General features: G+C 71.6%; 18 protein-coding genes. 8 read left to right on the plus strand and 10 right to left on the minus strand.

The window, feature by feature from the left end; translation table 11 throughout:
- Positions 1-97 precede the first annotated feature (97 nt).
- Complete coding sequence (locus E3328_RS14680) at positions 98-592, plus strand: RNA-binding protein (protein WP_135365371.1); 495 nt, start codon at positions 98-100, stop codon at positions 590-592.
- Between the two features lie 33 nt (positions 593-625).
- On the opposite strand, the gene E3328_RS14685 is transcribed toward E3328_RS14680, so the two are convergent.
- Positions 626-1,360, minus strand: coding sequence for a DUF1028 domain-containing protein (locus tag E3328_RS14685; RefSeq protein WP_135365740.1), 735 nt, complete (start codon positions 1,358-1,360; stop codon positions 626-628).
- 407 nt (positions 1,361-1,767) lie between these two features.
- On the opposite strand from E3328_RS14685, the gene E3328_RS14690 reads away from it, so the two are divergent.
- The 3 genes from E3328_RS14690 (at position 1,768) to E3328_RS14700 (ending at position 4,206) form a co-directional block, all read left to right on the plus strand.
- Entirely contained in the window at positions 1,768-2,619 is an 852-nt protein-coding gene (locus tag E3328_RS14690; protein ID WP_246023021.1) for a transcription initiation factor IIB, read from the plus strand.
- A 65-nt stretch (positions 2,620-2,684) separates the two neighbouring features.
- Entirely contained in the window at positions 2,685-3,755 is a 1,071-nt protein-coding gene (locus tag E3328_RS14695) for an ATP-binding protein (RefSeq protein ID WP_135365372.1), read from the plus strand.
- Positions 3,756-3,846: 91 nt separating this feature from the next.
- A complete protein-coding gene (locus E3328_RS14700) occupies positions 3,847-4,206 on the plus strand; it encodes a cell division protein SepF (RefSeq protein ID WP_135365373.1) in 360 nt (119 codons plus the stop codon).
- 438 nt (positions 4,207-4,644) lie between these two features.
- Here E3328_RS14700 and E3328_RS14705 read toward each other — a convergent pair whose 3' ends face one another.
- The gene (locus E3328_RS14705) at positions 4,645-5,037 is read right to left on the minus strand and encodes a DUF5611 family protein (protein WP_135365374.1); all 393 of its coding nucleotides are present in this window, start codon (positions 5,035-5,037) and stop codon (positions 4,645-4,647) included.
- A 199-nt stretch (positions 5,038-5,236) separates the two neighbouring features.
- Complete coding sequence (locus E3328_RS14710; RefSeq protein ID WP_135365375.1) at positions 5,237-6,436, minus strand: DUF7093 family protein; 1,200 nt, start codon at positions 6,434-6,436, stop codon at positions 5,237-5,239.
- A gap of 140 nt (positions 6,437-6,576) precedes the next feature.
- Between E3328_RS14710 and E3328_RS14715 the strand changes: the two genes are divergently transcribed.
- On the plus strand, positions 6,577-6,867 hold the full coding sequence (locus tag E3328_RS14715; RefSeq protein WP_135365376.1) for a DUF6432 family protein: 291 nt from the start codon (positions 6,577-6,579) through the stop codon (positions 6,865-6,867).
- Between the two features lie 65 nt (positions 6,868-6,932).
- Here E3328_RS14715 and E3328_RS14720 read toward each other — a convergent pair whose 3' ends face one another.
- The 3 genes from E3328_RS14720 to E3328_RS14730 all read right to left on the minus strand — a co-directional run bounded on the left by E3328_RS14720 (position 6,933) and on the right by E3328_RS14730 (position 10,628).
- Positions 6,933-8,102 (minus strand): MBL fold metallo-hydrolase, encoded by a 1,170-nt coding sequence (locus E3328_RS14720; RefSeq protein ID WP_135365377.1) that lies wholly within the window; start codon positions 8,100-8,102, stop codon positions 6,933-6,935.
- A gap of 369 nt (positions 8,103-8,471) precedes the next feature.
- Positions 8,472-9,686, minus strand: coding sequence for an MFS transporter (locus tag E3328_RS14725; protein WP_135365378.1), 1,215 nt, complete (start codon positions 9,684-9,686; stop codon positions 8,472-8,474).
- Between the two features lie 135 nt (positions 9,687-9,821).
- Entirely contained in the window at positions 9,822-10,628 is an 807-nt protein-coding gene (locus tag E3328_RS14730) for a DUF7260 family protein (protein WP_135365379.1), read from the minus strand.
- A gap of 182 nt (positions 10,629-10,810) precedes the next feature.
- Between E3328_RS14730 and E3328_RS14735 the strand changes: the two genes are divergently transcribed.
- Positions 10,811-11,392, plus strand: a complete 582-nt coding sequence (locus E3328_RS14735) for an NADPH-dependent FMN reductase (RefSeq protein ID WP_135365380.1) — start codon at positions 10,811-10,813, stop codon at positions 11,390-11,392.
- Between the two features lie 19 nt (positions 11,393-11,411).
- Here E3328_RS14735 and E3328_RS14740 read toward each other — a convergent pair whose 3' ends face one another.
- Positions 11,412-12,323, minus strand: coding sequence for a dihydrodipicolinate synthase family protein (locus tag E3328_RS14740; RefSeq protein WP_135365381.1), 912 nt, complete (start codon positions 12,321-12,323; stop codon positions 11,412-11,414).
- 184 nt (positions 12,324-12,507) lie between these two features.
- On the minus strand, positions 12,508-14,649 hold the full coding sequence (locus tag E3328_RS14745; protein WP_135365382.1) for a periplasmic substrate-binding domain-containing protein: 2,142 nt from the start codon (positions 14,647-14,649) through the stop codon (positions 12,508-12,510).
- Between the two features lie 525 nt (positions 14,650-15,174).
- On the opposite strand from E3328_RS14745, the gene E3328_RS14750 reads away from it, so the two are divergent.
- Entirely contained in the window at positions 15,175-15,960 is a 786-nt protein-coding gene (locus tag E3328_RS14750) for an SDR family NAD(P)-dependent oxidoreductase (protein WP_135365383.1), read from the plus strand.
- Between the two features lie 62 nt (positions 15,961-16,022).
- On the opposite strand, the gene E3328_RS14755 is transcribed toward E3328_RS14750, so the two are convergent.
- A complete protein-coding gene (locus E3328_RS14755; protein WP_135365384.1) occupies positions 16,023-17,075 on the minus strand; it encodes a beta/alpha barrel domain-containing protein in 1,053 nt (350 codons plus the stop codon).
- A gap of 130 nt (positions 17,076-17,205) precedes the next feature.
- On the opposite strand from E3328_RS14755, the gene E3328_RS14760 reads away from it, so the two are divergent.
- Positions 17,206-18,180, plus strand: coding sequence for a Gfo/Idh/MocA family protein (locus E3328_RS14760; protein ID WP_167837412.1), 975 nt, complete (start codon positions 17,206-17,208; stop codon positions 18,178-18,180).
- Positions 18,181-18,222: 42 nt separating this feature from the next.
- Here E3328_RS14760 and E3328_RS14765 read toward each other — a convergent pair whose 3' ends face one another.
- Complete coding sequence (locus E3328_RS14765; RefSeq protein WP_135365386.1) at positions 18,223-18,912, minus strand: RNA 2'-phosphotransferase; 690 nt, start codon at positions 18,910-18,912, stop codon at positions 18,223-18,225.
- Between the last annotated feature and the right edge of the window lie 41 nt (positions 18,913-18,953).

The raw sequence follows: 18,953 nt of genomic DNA on the forward strand, positions 1-18,953 counted from the left end.
GCTTCCCCCGGCCGGACGCGGCCGTCCCTCGCCCGTTCCCCGGTGTGCGCCGTCGCGGAGCGGTCGATTTATCCCGGCTCCCGGCCCACGTCGAGGTATGAACGTCAAGTCCCGCCACCACCTCCGGGCGGACGCCATCGCCGACATCGAGGACGCCGTCGCCGACACCCTCGGGGTCGAGATCGACGCCGACAGCTACGAGAAAGTCGAGTTCGAGGACAGCGACTGGAACGTCGTCCTCGTCGACGGCGACCCCCTCGTGCTCTATATCGAGGACGAGGCCGGCGAGGACGAGCCCTTCCTCACCGTCCAGGGCGCCAACGCCTACCCGCCCCAGCGCAACGTCGTCACCGTCGACGCCGGCGCCGTATCCTTCGTCTCCGACGGCGCCGACGTGATGCGGCCCGGCATCACCGAGGCCGACGACTCCATCGACGCCGGCGACCTGGTGGCCATCAACGAGGAGAGCCACGGCAAGTTCCTCGCCGTCGGCCGCGCGAAGACCGACGGCGCCGACATGGTCGGCGACTCCGGCAAGGTCGTCGAATCGATCCACCACGTGGGCGACGACCTCTTCGAGTTCACCGTCTGAGAGCGCCAGCGGTCGGCCGGGACCCCCGACGGCTCACTCCCCGGCGTCCTCGTCGTCGGCGTACTCCTCCTCGTAGCGCTCGACCGCCATCTCGTACCCTTCCGCCGCGAGTTCGTACGTCTCGCGCAGGTCCTCGATCGGCGTCTCGGTCGCGTCGACGCGCAGGTCGTCGTAGTAGGGCGCCATCTCGCGGTCCTCGGTCGAGCGGACCAGCAGCGCCGCGCTCTGGACGTGCAGATCCTCGCGCTTGTCGCCGCCGAGCTCGTGGCCGGCAGCCAGCGCCTCGACCAGCCGCTTGGCCAGCGGCGTCTCCGGGTCGCTCCCGGGGTCGTCCGGCTCCGCTGGGGCGGTCGCCTCGTAGGCCGTCGCGACCGCCTCGACCACGTCGCCGCCGGTCAGCAGGTTGCCGGCGACGGTGTAGTTGTCGCCCACGACGTCCCCGAACCAGGGGCGACACTCCTCGCCGGAGAAGGCGAACTCGCCGTCGGCGCCGACGCCGTGGAGCTGGCGCTGGGGCCGCCCGTCGTCGGCGGCGAGGAGCGCTTCGAGCGCGTCCTCGACGGCGAGACCGTCCGCGAGATACTCGGCTCCCTTGCGGCCGAGGTCGACGTTGACCAGGCTCTGGGTGGCGACGGCCCCGTGTTCGTTGGCGAACGGGCACAGCGTCCCCACGCCGGCCAGCCGCGTCGTCACCGCGACCCCGTAGCGGGTCTGTTCGTCGCCCGCCTCGTCCGTGTAGGCCTCCCGAACGCAGATGCTGAACGTCACGCTCGCGACGTAGGGGGCGGCGACCGTCAGTGTTTGGCCCACTGTAGTATGGGTTCTTTGAGTAGAATCGGAAACAGATCGTTTCGATGACTGGTGCGTTTCTGAGGGTAGTACCGAAACGTCCTTCCGCTACCGGGGAGTCGCCGGCGCCGGCGACGGACCGATTCGGGGACCGTTCGACCGCCCGTCGCCCGATCCGGGGAGCCGAACCGCCCGGTCTGACCTCTCTGGGTCGATTATCCGGGCGCGCGACCGGAGTCAGCGAAATAGGATTTGTAGAAGACATCAAACGTTAATAGGTTCCGCCGTATCGACACGGGTGGCTGCACGGGGGGTTACGCTTGAGGGACCGAACGGAGCGTCAGCGGAGTGGTATCGACGCCCGAGCGGACGCGGACGCCGACTCGGTGTGCACGGAGTGCGGGGGACGAGTTCGCGAATCGGAGACGGAGACGGTCTGCGAGGACTGCGGGCTGGTCGCCGCGGAGGACGCCGTCGAGCGGGGTCCGGAGTGGCGGTCGCCCGACGAGGACGCCGACCGCCGCCGGACCGGCGCGCCGCTGACGGCGTCCCGGCACGACCGCGGGCTCTCGACGGAGATCGGCTACGGGACCGGGTCGGAGGTCTCCGGGACGCGCCAGCGACAGCTGGTGCGGATGCGCCGCCAGCACAACCGCGCCCGGGTCGACTCGAAGGCCGAGCGCAACAAGCTCTACGCGTACACGGAGATCCGGCGGCTGGTCTCGGCGATGTCGCTGCCAACGTCGGTGCGCGACCAGTCCTGTTCGCTCTTTTCCTCGGCGCAGTCCGAGGACCTGCTGCCGGGCCGGTCGCTGGAAGGGTTCGCCGCCGCGGTCGTCTACGCCACCTGCCGGACCCAGTCCATCGCGCGGACGATGGAGGAGGTCGTCGACGTGGCCCGCGCCGAGCGGAGCGAGCTCAAGACGGCCTACGACGCGCTGAACCGGGAGCTTGGGCTGCCGGTCGGGCCGGTCAGCCCGACGGAGTACCTCCCGCGGTACGCCTCGGACCTGGACGTGCCCACCGAGGTCGAACGCCGGGCCCGCGAGTACGCCGTCACCCTCGTCGAGTCCGGCCGGATGGGCGGGAAAAACCCCAGCGGCGTCGCGGCGGCCTGCCTCTACAGGGCCGGCGACGAGCTGGGGGCGACAGTCACGCAGCGGGACGCGGCCGACCTGGCCGGCGTCGTGCGCCCGACGATCCGGTCGACGCTCGACGAACTCGACTCGCTCGTCTGACGAGGGCCGCGCCCTCGGCCGAGCGAGGCGAGGGTCTAAGTACGGAAACCGGGCAAGCGGAACCCGTGACGTTCGTCATCGGACGGGGGAAGGTGGTGCAGGCCGACGACGACGCGCCCGCGGGTCGCCTGGGGACCTACCGGGCCCGCGACGGCTCCAGCGGCGCGCCGCTGCACGTCGACCTCGACGGGCCGCACGCGACGCTGGTCGTCGGGAAGCGCGGCTACGGGAAGTCCTACACGCTGGGCGTCCTCGCGGAGGCGCTCGCGCGCGCTCGCGGCGTCGCGCCCGTCGTCGCCGACCCGATGGGCGTGTTCCCGACGCTGGGCGAACCCGCGGAGGGCGACCCCGTCCCCGCCGAAGTGATCGACGACCCGGCGATCACGGCGACGACGCTGGACCCGCGGTCGTGGTGCGCGTTGCTGGATCTCTCCCCCGAGAGCGGCGCGGGCGGCCTCGTCTGGCGGGCCGCCCAGGACGAGTCGACGCTCGCCGACATGCGCGCGAACGTCAAAGCGACCGACGCGCCCGGCGTCGACAGACGCGCCGCGGTCAACCACCTCGATCTGGCCGACTCGTGGGGTATCTTCGACCCCGGGGGGATGGACGCCGCGGAACTGGGCAGCGGGGCGGCGACGGTCGTCGACGTGTCGGGGCTGGACGCGGCGCCGATGAACGCCGTGGTCCGGGGCATCGGCGAGGCGCTGTACCGCGCCCGCGTGAACGGGGAGATCGCGCGGCTCCCGTGGTACCTGGTCGACGAGGCCCACACCTTCTTCCAGGGGGTCGGCGAGGCCGCCCTCGAAACTATCCTCACACGCGGGCGCGCACCCGGCGTCAGCCTCGTGCTCGCGACCCAGCGCCCCAGCGCCGTCTCGGAGGTCGCCGTCTCGCAGTCGGACATCGTGGTCTCCCACCGGCTCACCTCGGAGGCCGACCTCGAAGCGCTGGAGGCCGCCCAGCCGACCTACATGTCGGGCTCGCTGGCCGAGCGGCTGCCCACGAGCCCCGGCGAGGTGGTCGTCATCGACGACGCGACGGAGACGGTCCACTCGGCGAAGGTCCGCCGTCGCGAGACGCCACACGGCGGGGACAGTCCCAGCGCCAGCGACGTGGCGGTCGACGCCGACGACTAACCCCTCGTCCGCGAGTCGCGTCCGACGAGTGTCCGGGCGGCGAGGGATGTCTGACGTAAAATACAAACCGACAGCGACCGGGAGAGAGTGTATGGGACTTATGAGCAAGATCCTCGGGGAATCCGGGGGCAGCCGGCAGAAAGAGGACTACGTCGAGATCGAGAGCGACGGGGTCGACGCGGGGGCGGCGGCGGCCTCGCGGGAGGTCCGCATCGCCAAGATCGGGGACAAACAGGACGTCATCGACATCAAGGACGCCGTCTACGACGGCGACGTGGTGATCGCCGACATCACGCGTCACACGACCCAGGACCGGACGATGGAGCACATCACCGACGAGCTCAAGCAGGTCGCCAACGAGGTCGGCGGCGACATCGCCCAGAAGGGCGACGACCAGCTCATCATCACGCCCCACGGCGTCGCGATCAACCGCGACCCGCTCGGGCAGTAAGTCGCCGCGGGTCCCCCGGGGGGACAGCCACCGGACCGCCCGGCCGGATCCCGGTCCGGCCCGGGCGCACGGACGGCGCTCACGTGTCCGCGCTCGTCGCGTCCACCTGTTCGCGCCCGTCCCGTTCGAGCCTTTGCGCTCGTCGCGTCCGTGACCGGAGGGTCGATGGGGGCGACCCGCCGGTCGGGGCGGATTTCTCTCGTAGCGCTGTCAGGTGACAGAAAGCATTTACCGGAACCGCCGGATGCCGAGTGTGACCGCCTCCGTCGAGGTGGTTCGGACAGGAACTGTGGCGTGGCCCTACCCATGGCCACAGCTCCGGCGGTTCAGGCCGGGATACTTTGCAGTCGCCTCCGGGCGGGCGATGTGTGACAGTACGTCACAGCCGTATTTAGGTCTGCCGCGGCGTCCCCCGCGCAGGCGGCAGGGAGAAGGAGTTCAGACCTCGTCGGCCTCGTCGGGGCTGTCCTCGACGGCGCGTTTCATCGAGTCGCGGCGGCTCTTGGCGTCGCGGCCGGTGGCCTCGAGCAGGAAGTCGTTTTTCGCGTCGACCGCGTCCGCGGCGGCGTCGGCGTTGCCCTCGGCGATGACGTCCTCGGCGTCGCGCTCGACGAAGTCGACCGCGAGTTTGTCTTTCTTGCCGCTGTACTCGACCGCGCCGGCGATGATGCGCTCGAACACCGGGTTGTCCGGGTCTTCGACCACGTAGAGGTCGCTCCCCTTGTACTCCTCGGTGGTCGAGATGGTTCCGAAGTAGTCCTCGATCGTCGCCTCCATGTCTTCGATACGCTCGTCGAGGTGCTCTCCCCGGCGCATCTTGTACTCCCGCATGGGCGACCCTTTGCAAGCACCGTTCATACCTTTTTCGAGCGCGCCGGACCGCGCCGCGGGACCGCGGTCCGGGGCCGAACGGAACCCCGTCCGACCGCGGGTCACGACGACCGGTCGGCGGCCGGGAGGGGGGCGCTCGCGGGGTCCGTTCGTAGGGCCCGCTCGCGAGATGGTCGGCCTGCCCGTCCCGCCGGCGATATCACTCCTCGGGGACGGTGTCGGCGTGTTCGAGCAGCGTCCCGCGGCGACACTCCGGGCAGAAGTCGCCGGCGCGTAGCGAGGTGGCGTCGGCCTCCGTCGAGAAGTCGCACTCGGAGCACTTGAACGTCCCCTCGGGGATAGTGATCGACGGCGTCTCGTCGCCGCCGAGCGACGGCCCGGCCGCCCCCGGGTCCGTCGGCCCGTCCCGCTTGGTCTCCTCGGGCCAGTCGCCCATCGACTCGGCGCCGGTCGAGGGCGACTCCTCCTCCGGCCAGGCGCCGACGGCGTCGTCGGTCACGTCGGTCTCGTCCCCGGCGTCGGCCGGCCCCGCCGCCGCGGCGTCGGCGGGACCGGCGCCCGACCCGCTCGCCGGCTCGACGGGGTCGGCGGGTTCGTCGCTCGCGCCGGCGTCCCCGCCCTCGCCGTCGCCGCCGAGGATCTCGACCTCGGCGGTCTCGCCGGCGCGTTCGGCCGGGTCTGAGGGCTCCTCGGGCCACTCGCCGGGGTCGCGGTCGTCGCCGTCGGCGTCCGACTCGGATCCCTCGTCGACTGCAGTGTCGTCCCGGTCATCGTCGCCCTCGTCGCCGGGACCTTCCGCGTCGGCGGTCCCGTCGGGCTCGTCGTCCTCGTCGGGCCACTCGCCGGGGTCGCGGTCGTCGTCGCCGATGATGACCGCGTCGTCCTCGTCGGCGTCGACGGCGGGCTGGCCGTCCCCCTCGGCGTCCGGGATGGCCGTCTCCGCGCCGCGGGCCTCGGCCTGGGCCGAGGACTCGTCGCCGCCGTCGTCGTCGAGGATGACCGCGTCGGTGCCGTCGCTCCCGGCGGTCCCGGCGCTCTCCTCGCCCGCGACCGACCCCCCCGCGTCGGCCGCCGCGCCCGCGCCGCTCGCGTCGGCGCCGTCGGTCGTTCCGCTCACGTCGGCGTCGTCGCCCGCGGCCACGTCGTCGGCCGGCGTGTCCCCCTCGGCGGCGTCGTCGGGTTCCGAACCCGGCGTGGCCTCGAACTCGTCGGCGCCCCCCTCGGGCGTCTCGATGGAGGTCACCTCCTTGTTCTCGGAGACCACGCGGGTCTCGCCGCAGCGGGAACACGTCTCCATCTCGGTGATCGTGATGACGACTTCCGTCCCCTCCTCCTCGCGCTCCCGCTCGACGGTCGTCTCGCCGAAGCTGTGTCCCAGGAGCGAACACTTGATACTCATTACCACGTGTTCGACCCGTCCGAACCATAAGCGTGCTGTTTGTCCGAACGTCGAGCAGTCGTGCGGTCCGACACGCTCGCGGGGCCCGGTCGCCCCCGTCGGGGGATACACGTAAGACCCGGCCAGCCGAACAGTGGGGTATGCAGGCGAAACCGGAGTATCGCGACCGCGACGAGGTCGAGGTCGCGGTCCTGGACGCGCTGGCCGACCGGCGCGAGGAGGGGATGACCGTCTTCGAACTCCGGTCGCGGGTGGAAGTCGACATCGACACGCTGGAGGACGCGCTGGCCGACCTGAAGGAGGACGGCCTCATCGAGGCCCACCAGGAGGACCACCGCACCGTCATCGTCCCCGAGGACGGCGTCGTCGGCCCCGTCGACCCCGACGACGACTCGCTCGTCGACCAGATCCGCGAGCGCCTCCCGTTCTGACGCCCCTCTGACACCCGCACCCACAGTCGCGCCGGCCCGTTCCCGTCCTCCCTCCTCCGCCCGACTCAGTCGTCGGCCGGCGCCGCCGCGCAGTTGTTCGGTCCGAGTTCGAGTTCGAACGCCGCCCCGTCGTCGGCCGACTCGCGACCGAGGTTGATATCGACGATCTCCGCGTGGTTGGCCGGCCGCGGCGGCGTCCGCCCGGTCACCCGGTCGACGAACGCGGCCTCGCTCAGCTCGAAGACGGGCAGCTCGCGGCACTCGCCCAGCCGCGCCGTGACGGCCCCGTCCTCGCCGGGCGGGGCGCCCTCGCCGTGGTGGCCCGGCGCGACGAGCGTCCCGTCGGGGAAGCGGGCGAACCGCTCGGTGAGCGTCCGGTAGAGCGCCCGCGCGAACGCGGGCGCCTCGTCGGACCCCTCCTCCAGGTCCGGCCGGGCCACCCCGTCGACGAACAGGCTGTCGCCGGTCAGCAGCGCGTCGCCGACGGCGAAGGCGGTCATCCCCGTTGTGTGACCCGGCGCGTGGACGGCTTCGAGCGTCAGGTCGCCGACTCCGACGGTGTCGCCGTCGCCGACCGTCTCCACGTCGTAGGTCACGCCCCGCTCGACGGCCGGCGCGGGCATCACCGGCGTCGCCCCCGTCCGCTCGGCCAGCGCGCGCAGGCCGCTGACGTGGTCGGCGTGGACGTGCGTGTCGACGGCGGTCGTGATCTCGACATCGCGCTCGGCCGCGTCGGCGACGTACCGGTCGGCGAACGCCCGCAGCGGGTCGACGACCGCCGCCTCGTCGCCCGAGACGACCATGTATCCCAGACAGCCGCTGGAGGGGCGGCGGTACTGGACGAGCGTCGACCCGGGTGCGTCGGGGAGCGCCCCGTCGATCTCGGTCGCGAGCAGCAGTCGCGCCCACGCCTCCATCCCGCCGGTGAGGTTGCGCGCGTCGATCCCGGCGCCGGCCAGTTCCCGCGCGACCTCACCGCTGGCCTCGCCGCGCGCGCAGACGACCGTGATCGGCCCCTCGCCCTCGACGTCGTCGGCGAACCCCCCCAGGTCGTCGGTCACCGTGGCCTGGACGAAGCGGTTGTACGGCTTCTGTGTCAGCGCCACGCCCGGCCCGGAGAGCGACCACTCCTCGACCTCGTCGCGGTCCCGCAGGTCGAGCACGCGGACCGGCTCCCCCGCGTCGATGCGCCGCTGGAGCGCCTCGGGCGTGACCCCCGGCGTGTCGTCGGTCATGCTCCCGTGTAGCGGCCCCGGCGAGATAAGCCCGCGGCCGCTTCGGGTAGGAGTCGCTCAGGCGACTGAACTGCACGCGCGCGCGCCTCGCCCGTTCAGTCCGCCGGGAGAGCAAGCTCTCCCGAGCCCGCGCTCACACGTTCGCGCGGACGCCAGGGACCGCACCGCAGACGGCCACGAGCCTCCCCAGCCGATTCGCGACACGCGAGTCGCGAATCCACCGTCAGAGCAAGCGCTGACGAGCCTTCGTTCACACGTTCACGAAGACCTCGCGCGGCTACGGTCGCGCGCACGAGAGCGCGCGACAGCGCGCGCCGACCGCACCGCGACAACTCTCACTCGTGCCCAACGCAGTCGGACGCCGCCCGTTCACTGGCCGGTCGGGAGCCGGCCGGCGCGGGCGAGGGCGGCCATTCCGACGGCGATGACGGCGACGAGGGCGGCGTAGGCGCGGAAGACGCCCGAATAGGAGAGGCCGAACTGGTAGAACGTCCCGACGGCGACGCCGCCGGGGGCCTGCATGAGCATCATGACGGCGCTGTAGCCCGAGTAGGCGCTGGCGCGGTTCTCGTCGGGCAGCGAGTCCAGCAGGTAGGCGTCGGCGACGGGGAACAGGCCGTGGACGACCAGGCTCATGACGACGGAGACGGCGGCGACCGCGACCCACGAGGAGACGAGCGTGAGCGCGAACAGGGTGACGACGAACCCGCCGAGGATGGCCAGCAGGACCGGGAGGTAGTCGAAGCGGTCGGCCAGCCGGCCGGCGACGACGAACGACGGGACGCCGGCGGCGAAGGTGATCGTCAGCAGGGTGTTGGCGGGGCCGGCCTGGATGCCCTTCGCGCCGAGGTAGGTGACGTAGAAGTTGAACACGCCCTGCCAGACGAAACCGGTGAAGCCGACGAAGACGACGCCGGCGGCGACCAGTCGCCACTGGGCGCGGATCGCACCCAGCAGGTCGCGGTCGTCGACGCCCGCCTCGGGCAGCTCGGCCCGCCGGACCGCGAGGACGAAGACGAGGGTGACGACGACTGCGAGGGCGGCCAGCGCGCGGAAGGAGAGCTGCCACGACCCGCGGGCGATGGCGACCGAGACGAGGAAGGGGGCGGTGACGGCGGCGATCTGCGAGGCCATCCCGCGGAGGCCGACCGCCAGACCCACCCGCTCGGGGTAGAGCTCGCTGACCAGCGGGTTGGCGGCGATGAAGAAGACGCCGGAGGCGAGGCCGACGAACAGCGCGCCGGCGACGGTGACGCGGACGTTCGGGGAGTAGGCGGTGAACGCAGCCGCTGCGGCGAGGAAGGCGCCCATCCCGGTGATGACGCGGTGGCGCGAGACGAGAGTGAGCAGATACCCCGTCGGCAGGCGCGGGAGCGCGCTGCCGACCCAGACGGCGGTGGCGGCCAGCCCCGCGGTGGCTGGGCTGACCCCGGTTCGGATGAAGTAGTCGACCAGCGGGGCGAACGCGATGCGGCCGAAGTTCACGAGGAAGGAGAACGCGCAGATGGAGACGAACACGCCGGCGCGGCCGCGGGGCTTCGCTGCGGCCGCGGCGGTCGAACCGGACGCGTCGCTCGTGGTCACGGCTCACCGTCGCGGCCGCGGTCGGTTTAACCCCGCGCTCGCGGCCGATACTTCCCGTTTGCGGTGCGGTCACAGTGGACGACGGGGTCCCGCGGGAGGCGCGGCCGTGCCGGGGCGGCACCGACGCGGCTGCGCTCACCGGAGACAGCGTGTCCGGAGGTCGCGCACCCGTTCGAGGCAGTCGGCGACGGCGGCCAGCGCGGGACAGCGCCGCTCGCGGTCGCCGTAGAGGAAGGTGACCAGGCTCACGCCGTCGACGCCGGAGAGCGGGACCGCGGGGCAGCCGTGGACGAGCCGCTGGCGCTCGTCGGCCAGGTCCGCACAGGTCGCCTCCGCGTCGGCCAGCCGCTCGTCGAGGCGGCCCGGCCGCTCGGCGTCGGCGCCGTCGAGTTCGGCCGCGACCTCGTCGAGGCGCCGCTCGCAGGCGGCGAGCCCGTCGCGGACCGCCGCCAGGGAGTCGCGCTCGCGTTCGAGGGTGCGGCGGAACCGCTGCCGTTCGTCGACGGCCCGGTCGACCGCGGCGCCGAGCGCGCGGTACAGCGGCGGCGTCAGGCGAGCGCCGTCGACGACCTGTGCGGCCACGTCCGCCCCGAACTCGGCGGCGAGGCTCTCCCGGAGCGTCTCGTCGTACTCGGCCTCGAAGTGGGGGACCGCCATCACGGTCTCGCGGTAGGCCGTCCGGACGGTCCGGAGCCCGGCGCCGGCCCGTGGTTCCGAGCGCGTCGCGGCGAGTGTCGGGGCGGACCCGGCGGCTCCCGGGCCCGTGCCGGCGTTCGCGGCGTCGATCGCGTTCCCGTCGGCGGTCGCGGGGGTCCACGGCTCGACCTTCGAGAGACGGGCGCGGAAGCGGTCGAACGCCGCCCGCTCGTCGGCGGTGTACTCGATCTCGGTGTCTACGACCCCGATGGCGTCGGCGACGCGGTCCTGTGGTGTGTCCGTCATGTGTCCCGGATCGGGTGGGACCTCGATGTCGAGCCGTGTAACCGGTGCTATGAGGGGAACGTAGCGCTCCCGACGGCTACGTAGCCGGCGGCGGCCCGACGAGACGAGGGATGACCTGTCCGCGTCGCTACCAAAACGGTGTTCAGCGAACCTTTATCCGCTCAGTCCCCCGATCCGGGTACATGACCCGCCCCGACGTGGTCGCCGTCTGCGGCAGTCGCCGCGAGGGCAGTTACACCCGCCGGGCCCTCCGGATCGCGCTCGACGCGGCCGCGGAGGCCGGCGCCACCGCCGAGTTGCTCGACCTGCGGACGGTCGACCTGCCGCCGTTCGACCCCGACGCCGAGGAGGGCGAGGCGGTGACCGAGTTCAAACGGCGCGTCCGCGAGGCCGACGCCGTGATCCTGGGTTCGCCGGTCTACCACGGCTCGTACTCGGCGACGCTGAAGGACGCGCTGGACTACTGCGGCAAGGACGAGTTCGCCGACACGACGGTCGGCCTGCTCGCGACGGCCGGCGGCGGCAGCTACGCGAGCACGTTCGACCACCTGCGGACCGTCGTCCGGTCGGTCCACGGCTGGACGGTCCCCACCCAGGTCGGCATCCGCGGCGCCTCCGGCAAGTTCGACGGCGACGAGATCACCGAGCCCGGCCTCGAAGACCGGATCCGGCAGCTCGGCCGCGAGGTCGCCGCCAACGCGGACGTGAACCCGGCGGCTCGCCGCGAGCGCGGCGTCGAAGCCCCCGCCGAGTGCGACGACTGAGGGCAAGCGACGACGGAGTCTAGATCAGGTCGAGCGTCCGCAGCGTCCGCTCCAGTTGCACTTCCTCCTCCTCGCTCATCCGCTGGAGCGGCCGCCGCATCGGGCCGGGGTCGAAGTCGACCTCGGGATGCAGGTCCAGCGCGGACTTGACGCCGCCCAGATAGGGACCCTGGTCGATGGCCTTCCACACGTCGAACACGCGGCTCTGCAGCTCGCGGGCGCGGGTCTCGTCGCCGTCGACGTACGACTCGTACAGTTCGACGGTCATCTCCGGGAAGACGTTCGAGACGGCGCTGACGAGGCCGGTACAGCCGATCTCCAGCTCGGCAAAGAGCAGCGAGTCGAGGCCGGCGAGGTAGGTGAGTTCGGGGTGGCGGTCGATGGCCTGGCCGAGCCACGCCACGTCGCCGCTGGAGTCCTTGACGCCGACGATCCCCTCGATGGCCGCCAGCCGGTCCAGCGTGTCCAGGTCGAGCTTGTTGCCCATCCGGGCGGGGAAGTGGTAGATGTACACCGGGATGTCGACGGCGTCGGTCACCTCCTCGTAGTGCTCGACGACGGCGTCGTTGTCGATCGGGTAGTAGTAGGGGATGCCGACGACGACGGCGTCGGCGCCCGCCCCCTCGGCGTCGAGCGCGTAGGAGACGGTGTTGCGGGTGCTGGGCGCGCTGACGCCGGCGATCACGGGGACCTCCTCGCCCACCTCGTCGACGACGGCCTCGATGACCGCCTCGCGCTCGTCGGGCTTGAGCATCGGGAACTCCCCGTTGGTCCCCAGCGGGAAGACGCCGTGGACCCCCCGGTCCACCACGAACCGCGCGTGGGCGGCCGTCGCGTCGGGCGCCAGCTCCTCCTCGTCGGTGAAGGCGGTGATCGTCGGCGGGATCACCCCGTGTATCGATACGTCGTGCGTCGGGCCAGTATTCGCCATCTGTCGATCACTGCACGACCCGCGAGTATGAACCTGTCGCCACAGGACAGTATTCGAAGCGTTCGAGAGCTGCGAACGGCGGTTCGGACGACGGGTCTGGAAGGGCGGCTAACCCGTCCGTATGGGGTTGCGGGTCAGCGCCGTCGCGGTTCGGCGGGGCGAGACACGGCCGGACCCGGGCGGCTCACTCGGGCGGTTCGAACTCAGTGTCGGTGCTGGCCTGGGTGAGCCCGGTCATGATGGTGCCGGTCGCGACGCTGGTGTTGCGGGCGTAGTCCAGCGCTTGCTGGTCCGGACCGGGCCAGTCGAAGTCGCGGACGTTGCCCCAGACGCCGGTCAGCGACTGGGCGAACACGAAGTCGGGGAGATAGAAGTTGTAGTACTGCGCGCAGGTGCGGTACAGCTCCAGCACCCGCTCCTCGGAGTTGCCCGGCTGGCGGATCTCCTGGACGACCTCGAACATGTCGACCTCGCGGCCGTTCTCCAGGTCGGGGTTGATGCCGGCCTCGTCGGGCGCCTCGATGGAGCCGACCTCCTCGGGCAGCTCGACGTGGACGGGCTTGTTCTGGGTGTCGCGGTCGTCGTCTTCGGTGAGCCGGAAGACGCTGCCGGCGGTGGGGCTGCCGCCCAGCAGCGCCTCGCCCCACCAGGCGCCCCGGTCGTTGTACTTGCCGAAGATCGTGTCGGTGTCCGACCAGAACAGCGACGTGTCGAAGTTCAGCCCGTCGCCCTCGGGGTTGAGGTTGTTCGACCACGTCGAGAACCCCTGTGTCGAGAGGTTGACGCCGAAGCCCCAGTTGGCGAGGTTCGCCCGGATGGTCTGGGAGCCCTGGACGTAGCTCGTGTTGCCCGACTGGGCCATCAGGTCGATGCTCGCGGTGTTCCCGTTGGGGTCGACCCACTGGCCGCCCTGCTTGCTGTAGCCCGCGTTGCGCATGTACTGGTTGGCGTTCTCGAGGTTCTGCTCGCGCGAGTAGGTGTGCAGGCTGTCGAGGAACTCCTCGGAGAACGTCGACTCGTTCTCCGAGTCCATCAGGAACGTGTCGTAGGAGGTCGTGATGCCCGTCTCCGGGCCCCAGCCGTTGGCGACGACGGCGTTCCAGTCGACCGCCTCGATGAGCGCGCGGCGGACCCACAGCCGCTGGAGGTGCTCGTTGTGCCAGTTCATCAGCCACTGGGTCCCGAGCGTGGCGTTGAGCCACCGCGACAGCTCCTGTGCGTGGTCGGGGAGCATCTCCCGACTGAAATCGGAGTTCGGCGTGACGGCGCCGCTGTTCATGTCGAGCGAGCCGTTCGACGCGAGCGTCTGCCGCCGGCTCGTGTCCGCCCAGTAGACCTCCAGCTTCTCGACGTTCGTGTGGCCGGCGTTGGGGTGGTCGTCGTCCTTGCGGAGGACCATCGACTCCGACCCCACGTCGTCCATGGATTCGAGGACGTACATCCCCGAGCCCCAGCCGTTCTCCTGGAGCCGCTGGAGGGAGATGCGGTCGCTCCCCACGTCGTCGCTGACCTGCGAGACCTGGTCCGAGGAGCTGGCGTCCTGGTAGCGCTCGAGGTACGGCTCCGTGAAGTCGGGGTGCATCGGGTAGTTGAACAGGAGGCCGGTCGCCGTGTCCTCGAGGATGGGCCTGGCGACGGGGTTCGGTTCCTGATCCGGTACCGACCCCTTGTCGTACCAGCCGTGGCGGACCCACTGCTCCTCGGCCTCCTCGTTGAACGTCGAGCCCTCGGTGTACTTGTTGCCGTTGAAGAACCAGGCGGTGTGGTTGTGCTGGACCAGCGTCGGCGCGTCGTAGGGGTCGCCGTTCCAGAAGGACGCCCGGTCGTCGTACGTCTGGCGCCAGTCGTAGGGCTCCTCGACCGACCAGTCCTCGATCCACGTCATCACTTCGACCTCCTCGTGGTCGGGCTTGTGTGGCGTCGGCACCGTCGTCCCGCTGTAGCCGTTGTCGGGGATGTGGACGTTGTTGAGCCCGTTGAGTTCGAAGATGAACCTGTCCCCGGTGGTGTTGTCCTGCGGGGTCCACGGGTTCAAGTCGAACACGTCCGGCGAGTTGTTGGCCGCCACCCGGATCGTGTCGGTGACGGCCTGCCGGTCCGTCGCGGTCTCGCTCCCGCCGCTCTCGGTGTCCGTCGGCGTGCTCCCGCCGTCTCCGCCGTCCCCGGAGTCGGTATCGGTCGGGTCGCCACCGCCGCCGTCGGTCGGTGTGTCCCCGCCGCTGCCGCTCGGGCACCCGGCCAGGCCGGCCGCACCCAGGCCGGCGAGTACCTGCGCGTACTGTCTCCGTGACAGATCCGAACCACTGCCAGTGTGATCGCGTGGCATACCACACTCGACCAGCGTCGGGTATATAATGATTTCCCACGTTATCGTAACGGAATCCGGCGTTGCAAATCCGAACGCGCCAGAATACGGCATAAACGGCCTATCGAAACTGAATCGTCCCGTACTTATATCACAGTTTCACCGATGATTCTGTTTGTTAATGGGGAACACACTCCTGGCGCCACACTGGCGGTCGCGGGAACCGGGGAGTATTGCTGGTTCCCGGCGAGGCCGGCGCTGCGGCCCGACCCGCTCTCGGCGACAGGATCCCGCGGCGCGAGTCGACTCGCTGGGCCGTCTCCGGCGGTCCGGACACTGGTTCAACTCATCGGAACGGAAATCGGGTTTTCCAACATGGCTGGATCGTGTGACGGAGCTTCAGAAGGGGATCGTCGCCAGAACGCCCCGAATCGGCGCCTTCGAGCCCGCTCGGCACGGATTCAACAGGAGTGGATCGCAGCGGCGAGGCACTGAGTCGACAGGTGGACGGACACGCCCATGTCGGTCCGGGTGGTACCGGCGTCCATGGGAACGACCGAGTTCGACTTCGCGGGCGAGACGGCCCTGGTCACCGGCGGGAGCTCCGGCATCGGCCGGGCGCTGGCGCTTTCGTTCGCCGACGCCGGCGCGGCGGTCGTCGTCGCCGACAGGCGGGAGGCCCCACGGGGCGACGACGCGGCGGTCCCGACCCACGAGGCGGTCGAGCGCGACGGCGGCCGCGCCGCGTTCGTCGAGACGGACGTGTCCGACCCGGCGCAGGTGGAGACGGCCGTCGAGGCGACCCGCGAGTTCGGCGGTGTCGACGTGATGGTCAACAACGCCGGCGTCCACCTGACCGAGTCGGTGCTCGACATCGGCCCCGAGCAGTTCGACCGACTGCACGCCGTCAACGTCCGCGGCTGTCTGTTCGGCTGCCAGGCCGCCGCCCGCGACATGCGCGAGCGGGGCGTCGACGGCTGCATCCTGAACATGTCCTCCATCTCGGCGACGATGGCCAAGCCCGAGCAGATCGGCTACGAGTCGACCAAGGGCGCGATCCGGATGATCACCCGCAGCGCCGCGCTGGAACTGGCGCCCGACATCAGGGTCAACGCGGTCGCGCCCGGGCGGACGGCCACCGCGTTCGGGGACAGTTCGGCCGCCGAGAAGCACCGCTCGGTCGAGTCCGGCGACCTGCTGAAACCGATCCCGATGGGACGGGCCGGGACCGTCGACGACGTGACCGGCGCCGCGCTGTTCCTCGCCAGCGACGCCGCCGGCTACGTCACCGGCGAGACCGTCCACGTCGACGGCGGCTACCAGGTGGTCTGAGCGCCCCGGGGACGCCGCCGGTCGGCGGGCACCTCCCGGCCGTGAGTCATCGGCCGGCGCGGCTACGAGCCGTCCCCGGCGGGCGCGTCCTCGGGGCCGGTGACGCCGTCGAGGTACGCGAAGAAGGCCTTCTTGCGGGGCGTGTTGGCGTCCCAGCGGACCGGCGGCGACTGGTAGCCGTGCCAGTAGTCGTTTGCGCCGGGGTCGAAGTAGCCCCACGAGGCGCCGGCCTCGACCGCCGCGTCGAGGTTCGACTCCGAGCCGAACGCGAAGTGGTCGTCCTCGTTGAAGACGACCGGCATCGGCTCGTAGGAGGGGCGCTCGCGGACCTCGGCGACCATCTCGCGGACCCGCTCGGGGTCGTCGACGCCGTTGCCGTGCAGGAGCACGAAGTCCGAGGCCGCGACCACGTCGTCCGGCGGGACGACGCCCCCACTGCAACTAACGCTGACGGGGTAGCGGAAACCGTCGCGCTCGATCCCCTTCACGCGCTCGACCAGCTCGGTCACCCGCTCGACGTCGATGATGTCGTGGTCGTAGTTGATGTCGCACTCGTTGGCCACCTCGACCAGGACGTTCGTGTACTCCCGGTCGAGCAGCCACTCGACGGCCTCGTCCACGGCCCGTTTCACCGCCGCCTCGTCTTCGAGCACGCCGTCCTGGCCGAAGTAGAACAGGCCGAGGATGACGACCAGGCCCAGGTCGTCGGCGCGGTCGAGGACGCGCTCGACGCGGTCCATCCACTCGGGCTTCAGCGACCCGTCGGGCCGGAACGCCGAGACGGTCCACGGCTGGGTCTCCGAGTAGCCCTCCGGGCTGCCACACTGGAGGTTCGCGGCGACCGCTCGCAGGCCGTGGTCGCGGTAGTCGGGCAGCGCCGCGCAGAACTCGGCGACGTTGCGCTCGGGGTCCCAGCGCCCGGTGTCGGGGTAGGCCCACTGGTCGCGGGTCTCGGGGTTCTCGTCGTCGAACCACGCGTGGACGAGGCGGGCGTTGAACAGCCGCCCCTCGATGGAAGTCCCCTCGTGGCTGCGCCCCTCGTAGGTCGGCCGGCCGTCGATCGTGAACCGCTCGCCGTCGATGCCGACGCGGGTCGCGCTGGATTCGCCGAACACGTCTCCCCTGTCACCAACCGCCCGTAAGACGGTTTCGGCCGCCCCGGTCCCCGCTTTGACGGGACCCGACTCGGCCCGCGGGCGGAGACGGCCGCCGCGTTTACCCGTCTCCGGGCAGTCGGTGGCGACCATGAGCATCGCGGTCGGGCTCGTCGGCGCGGGCGGCGTCGGCGAGACGCACGCCGAGAACCTGGTCGGATCGGAGCGGGCGGCGCTCGAGGCGGTCTGCGACCTCGACGGCGAGACGGCGCGCGCGGTGGCCGAGGCCGCCGACGCGCGCGCCTACACCGACGCCGCAGAGCTGTTCGCGGACGCGGACCTCGACGCGGTGTATATCGCGACGCCGCCGCGGACCCACGCGGCCCTCGTCCGCGAGGCGACGGCCCGCGGACTCGCGGTCTTCTGCGAGAAACCGCTGGCCGCGTCCGTCGAGGACGGGCGCGAGATCGTCCGCGCCGTCGACGAGGCCGGCGTCCCCTTCATGACGGGCTTTTGCCTCCGGTTCGCGGAGCCGTGCCTGCGGCTGCGCGACCTCGTCGCCGGCGGGGCCCTGGGGGAGCCGGTGACGCTGTTCAGCGCGCGGAGCGGCAGCGGCGTCCCGTCCGCGGGGAACTGGCGGGTCGACCCCGAGCAGGCCTGCGGCGTCACCGTCGAGTCGGCGTCGCACAACCTCGACCTGCTCCGGTGGCTCGGCGGCGCGGTCGCCGGCGCCGGCGGCGCGACGGCCAACGTGAGCCACCCCGAGATCGACGGGTTCGACGACAACGTGGTGGCGACCCTCTCCTTCGAGTCCGGCGCCGTCGGTTGCGTCCGCAACAGCTGGACCTCGCCGGTCGAGACCCTCCGCCACGGCGTGATCGGCACCGAGGGCGCCGCCGTCCTCGAGGGCGACGGCTGGTGGCGCCACGACCGGCTCACCTACCGGACGGACGGCGACCGCCACGCGACGACCGTCGCGTTCGACGACGGGACGGCGACCGACACCGGGTACCGCGGCGAGACGCGGGCCTTCCTCGACGCGGTTGCGGCCGACGCGGACCCGCCCGTCGACGCCCGCGACGGACTGCGCGCGCTCGAACTCTCCCACCAGATCCTGTCGGGGTAGGAGCGGCCCCGCCCCGAATCGGCACAGCCCCGAATCGGCCCGTCAGTCCCCGTCGGCGCGTTCGGTCAGGTACGCCGGCGGGACGCGTTCGGTCGTGTACGTCGCGCGGCCCCGACGGGTGATCTCGTGGCCGTCGTCGATCATCGCGGCCGCGTCGACCGCGAAGACGACCGGGTCCGCGGCGTGGCGGGCGCCGACGCGCCGGGCCTCCTCGACGCCCCCCGACAGGTGGACCAGCTGGCGCGACATCGGCCTGAGTCCGTCCGCGCGGATCGCGTCGACGTTGTCGGGCGCGGTGCCGTGGTACAGGGTGTCCGGGACCGGGCCGTCGCCCGATTCGAGGTCCACGTCGACCGAGTGGCCGTAGGCCGCCCGGACGCGGTCGTCCGACCCGTCCGGGTCGTCCGCCCGTGCGGCGTCGCCCGCCCGGGAGCCGCCGGTGCGCTCGAAGCGGCCGTTCGGGTCGGTAGCGACGACGGCGGCGACCCGCTCGCGGTCGGCCCACTCGTAGCGCCGTTCGGCTGCCGCGACCAGCGCCGCGAAGGAAGTCCAGCCCGCGTCTTCCAGCGTCAGGCCGGCGTCGCCGGGGAAGTGCCTGAGCGCCCCCGAGCAGAACTTCGAGAGCCGGCGCCGGCGCTCGCCGTCGAGGACCGCGCGGCCGGGGTCGTCGCAGACGGGGCAGGTCTCCCCCTCGAAGTAGCCGTGGTCGTCGCAGGCGCGCACGTCGCTCATCGTCGCCGGATCGGCGCCCGCGGCCGAAAAATCGCACGGGT

Source organism: Halosimplex halophilum (genome assembly GCF_004698125.1).
Lineage (GTDB): Archaea > Halobacteriota > Halobacteria > Halobacteriales > Haloarculaceae > Halosimplex > Halosimplex halophilum.

What these genes read in the sequence shown, in the direction of transcription:
- E3328_RS14740 (WP_135365381.1), bottom strand. Translation starts at nt 12,323, where the DNA reads ATGGCGAATACTGGCCCGACGCACGACGTATCGATACACGGGGTGATC.
- E3328_RS14700 (WP_135365373.1), top strand. Translation starts at nt 3,847, where the DNA reads ATGGGACTTATGAGCAAGATCCTCGGGGAATCCGGGGGCAGCCGGCAG.
- E3328_RS14750 (WP_135365383.1), top strand. Translation starts at nt 15,175, where the DNA reads ATGGGAACGACCGAGTTCGACTTCGCGGGCGAGACGGCCCTGGTCACC.
- E3328_RS14745 (WP_135365382.1), bottom strand. Translation starts at nt 14,649, where the DNA reads ATGCCACGCGATCACACTGGCAGTGGTTCGGATCTGTCACGGAGACAG.
- E3328_RS14765 (WP_135365386.1), bottom strand. Translation starts at nt 18,912, where the DNA reads ATGAGCGACGTGCGCGCCTGCGACGACCACGGCTACTTCGAGGGGGAG.
- E3328_RS14760 (WP_167837412.1), top strand. Translation starts at nt 17,206, where the DNA reads ATGAGCATCGCGGTCGGGCTCGTCGGCGCGGGCGGCGTCGGCGAGACG.
- E3328_RS14705 (WP_135365374.1), bottom strand. Translation starts at nt 5,037, where the DNA reads ATGCGGGAGTACAAGATGCGCCGGGGAGAGCACCTCGACGAGCGTATC.
- E3328_RS14730 (WP_135365379.1), bottom strand. Translation starts at nt 10,628, where the DNA reads ATGACGGACACACCACAGGACCGCGTCGCCGACGCCATCGGGGTCGTA.
- E3328_RS14710 (WP_135365375.1), bottom strand. Translation starts at nt 6,436, where the DNA reads ATGAGTATCAAGTGTTCGCTCCTGGGACACAGCTTCGGCGAGACGACC.
- E3328_RS14715 (WP_135365376.1), top strand. Translation starts at nt 6,577, where the DNA reads ATGCAGGCGAAACCGGAGTATCGCGACCGCGACGAGGTCGAGGTCGCG.
- E3328_RS14680 (WP_135365371.1), top strand. Translation starts at nt 98, where the DNA reads ATGAACGTCAAGTCCCGCCACCACCTCCGGGCGGACGCCATCGCCGAC.
- E3328_RS14735 (WP_135365380.1), top strand. Translation starts at nt 10,811, where the DNA reads ATGACCCGCCCCGACGTGGTCGCCGTCTGCGGCAGTCGCCGCGAGGGC.
- E3328_RS14720 (WP_135365377.1), bottom strand. Translation starts at nt 8,102, where the DNA reads ATGACCGACGACACGCCGGGGGTCACGCCCGAGGCGCTCCAGCGGCGC.